Annotated in this window: 3 protein-coding genes; all 3 read right to left on the bottom strand. The window is 66.2% G+C overall.

Annotation, left to right across the window (positions count from 1 at the left end; translation table 11 throughout):
• The coding region (locus ENN83_RS03905; protein WP_287184294.1) for a CBS domain-containing protein at positions 1–912 on the bottom strand (912 nt) is incomplete at its 3' end.
• A 120-nt stretch (positions 913–1,032) separates the two neighbouring features.
• Positions 1,033–2,814 (bottom strand): sodium:solute symporter family protein, encoded by a 1,782-nt coding sequence (locus tag ENN83_RS03900; protein ID WP_287184292.1) that lies wholly within the window; start codon positions 2,812–2,814, stop codon positions 1,033–1,035.
• Between the two features lie 6 nt (positions 2,815–2,820).
• Positions 2,821–3,081, bottom strand: a complete 261-nt coding sequence (locus ENN83_RS03895) for a DUF4212 domain-containing protein (RefSeq protein WP_287184291.1) — start codon at positions 3,079–3,081, stop codon at positions 2,821–2,823.
• Positions 3,082–3,235: the final 154 nt, after the last annotated feature.

The following is a 3,235-nucleotide window of genomic DNA, read 5'->3' as shown; positions in this document are numbered from 1 at the left end:
GCCCGAGCGGACCAGTTGCGCCAGCAGCGCGGGCACCTTGGCCACGACGCGCGTCATGGCCTCGGGTCCGTCGGCATCCACGATCTCGACGATAATGTGGCTGGCGGTGGCGGCCTGCTGGCGAAAGAGGTCGGTGCGCCCGATCAGTCCGACGACCCGGCCCGCTTCGGCCACCGGCAGGTGGCTGATATTGTTGTCGGCCAGCGTCATCAGCGCATCGAGTCCCAGCGCGTCGGGCGGGATAGTGATCAGGTCGCGGGTCATCACCTGCGTCGCGGGGGTCGCGCCGTCCAGCCCCTCGGCCAGAACCTTGTTGGTAAGGTCGCGCACCGTGACGATGCCCGCAAGCGTCTCGCCCTCCATCACCATCACCGACGAGATGTTCTTGTCCCGCATGATCCGCGCCACGTCGCTGACCCGCGATCCGACCGGGCAGGTGATCGGGGTCGGGGTCATCAGGTCGGCCACGCGCAGCGCGGTCAGCCCGGCGGCCTCGTCGCCCGCGGCCGCGACCCGGCCGGGCAAGGCACGCTGGAACCAGCCGGCGAAGGCCGGAACCTCGTCCATCAGGTCGTGGAAGGCGGCCTTGGACAGCACCAGCAGCGTCACTTCGGATACGGCCCGCGCCGTCAGCGTCGCGCGGCCCAGCCGCAACAATCCGCGTTCGCCGACCACGTCGCCGGGCCCGCGATGGGCGATCAGGTCCGAGCCGCCGGTCTCGATATCGACGGTCCCTGATTCGATCACGAAAAGCCCGTCGAGCCGCTCGCCCTCGGTGCAGATCGTCTGGCCGGGACCGACCGTGATGCGGCGGATGCCGGGACCAAGTGCAGCCAGCGCGTCCTCGGGAATCAGGTCGAAGGGCGGAACCTGCCGGAGGCTTTCGAGGATCCCGGCCTCGGGGTCGGACATGCGCACCTCCTGCGCGGGTTGGCGGAACGGTTGTGCGAAGAACCTAAAAGGACAGCGCGGTCCGGGAAATTCCGGGCGCGTAGGGGCGGGGGCGGCAGAGCGCCGCCCCCGTCCTTGTCGTCAGTGGTCGGCCGCGGCGGAACCCGCACCGCGCGGGACGCGCACGCTTTCGACCAGGTCCTTGATCTCCTGCGGGGTGTCGGCCGTCACCTTCGAGACGCCATAGGCCACCGCGAAGTTCAGGATCGCGCCCACCGCGCCGATGGCGGTCGACTGGATCCCGAACAGCGATCCCGCAATCGTGTCGGGGAAGCTGTTGGTGCCGGGGATGAAGAACCAGCCCTTGTGCAGGAAGATGTAGACGACCGTGAAGATCAGACCGGCCAGCATCCCCGCCACGGCGCCGTGGTTGTTGATGCGGGTCGAGAAGATCCCCATCATCAGCACCGGGAACAGCGAGGCCGCCGCGATCCCGAAGGCCAGAGCCACGGTCTGTGCGGCAAAGCCCGGCGGGTTGAGGCCCAGCCAGGTCGCCACGGCGATGGCAATCGCCATCGCGATCCGCGCCGCCAGCAATTCGCCCCGCTCGCTGATCCCGGGGTTGATCGCCCCCTTGATCAGGTCGTGGCTGACCGCCGACGAGATCGCCAGCAACAGACCCGCCGCCGTGGACAGCGCCGCGGCCAGACCGCCCGCCGCCACCAGCGCGATCACCCAGCTCGGAAGGCCGGCGATCTCGGGGTTGGCGAGAACCAGGATGTCGTTGTTCACGGTCAGTTCCGACCCCTGCCAGCCCCGCTCCGTGGCGGTCTCGGCAAAGGTGGCGTTGCCCTCGTTGTACCATTGGATCAGGCCGTCGCCATTCTTGTCCTCGAACTTCAGAAGACCGGTGATCTCCCAGTTCTTGATCCAGTCGGGCCGCTCGTCATAGGCGATCGGCTGCTCGGACGCACCGTTCGGATAGATGGTGTCGACCAGGTTCAGACGGGCCATCGCGCCCACCGCCGGAGCGGTCAGATACAGCAGCGAGATGAAGACCAGCGCCCAGCCCGCGGACCAGCGCGCATCGGCCACCCGCGGCACGGTGAAGAAGCGGATGATGACATGCGGCAGGCCCGCGGTGCCGATCATCAGCGACATCGTGAACAGGAACATGTTCAGCATCGGAAGGAAGCTGGTGTCCTGCAACGTGTAGGCCGCAAAGCCCAGATCCTGGATCACCTCGTTCAGACGCGCCAGAAGCGGCTCGCCGGTGGCGGTGTATTCCGAGAACAGGCCGATCGGCGGCAGCGCCACGCCGGTCAGTTGCAGCGAGATGAAGATCGCCGGGATGGTGTAGGCGGTGATCAGCACGACGTATTGCGCCACCTGGGTATAGGTGATGCCCTTCATGCCGCCGAGCACCGCATAGGCGAACACGACCGCCGCGCCGATCAGAAGGCCCGCGGTGTTCGACACTTCGAGGAAGCGCGAGAACGCCACGCCGACGCCGGTCATCTGCCCGATCACGTAGGTCACCGAGGCGATGATCAGACAGGTCACGGCCACAAGGCGCGCGGTCTGGCTGTAGAACCGGTCGCCGATGAACTCGGGGACCGTGAACTTGCCGAATTTGCGCAGATAGGGCGCAAGCAGCAGCGCGAGCAGCACATAGCCGCCGGTCCAGCCCATCAGGAAGGACGAAGCGGTATAGCCGCCGAAGGCGATCAGACCCGCCATCGAGATGAAGGACGCCGCCGACATCCAGTCGGCTGCGGTGGCCATGCCGTTGGTGACGGGGTGAACGCCCCGGCCGGCGGCATAGAATTCGGACGTGGACCCGGCCCGGGCCCAGATCGCGATGCCGATATAGATCGCGAAGGTCGCGCCCACGACGATGAGGTTGAGCGTAAACTGATCCATGCTGACTTACTCCTCGTCCATGCCGTGTTTCCGGTCGAGGCTGTTCATGCGGAACGCGTAGAAGAAGATCAGGCCCAGGAAGACCAGGATCGAGCCTTGCTGTGCGAACCAGAAGCCGAGATCGGTGCCGCCGATGGCGATGCCCGACAGAAGCGGCCGCAACACGATGCCGAAGCCGAAGGAGACGACCGCCCAGATGACCAGGCTGATCAGGATCAGTCTGACATTGGCCTTCCAGTAGTCCATTGCTTTGTCCTTGTCGGACATGGGTTTCCTCCCGTTGAAGTTGGCAGAGGCCGGCGCCGGGCCTTTTCGGGTCCGGCCCCGGGATTTCGTTTATCTGTTCATCCTGTTTTCGATGAGGGTATCGACGACGGATGGGTCGGCGAGGGTTGAGATGTCGCCCAGCGTGCCGAAGTCG

It is taken from the genome of Rhodovulum sp., assembly GCF_011048875.1.
GTDB classification, from domain to species: domain Bacteria; phylum Pseudomonadota; class Alphaproteobacteria; order Rhodobacterales; family Rhodobacteraceae; genus Rhodovulum; species Rhodovulum tesquicola.
The sequence above is the reverse complement of the archived record's forward strand: the minus strand, read 5'-3'. Positions and strand labels throughout refer to the sequence as shown.

Excerpts from the sequence above, each read along its gene's own strand:
- ENN83_RS03900 (WP_287184292.1), bottom strand. The coding sequence starts at position 2,814 with ATGGATCAGTTTACGCTCAACCTCATCGTCGTGGGCGCGACCTTCGCG.
- ENN83_RS03895 (WP_287184291.1), bottom strand. The coding sequence starts at position 3,081 with ATGTCCGACAAGGACAAAGCAATGGACTACTGGAAGGCCAATGTCAGA.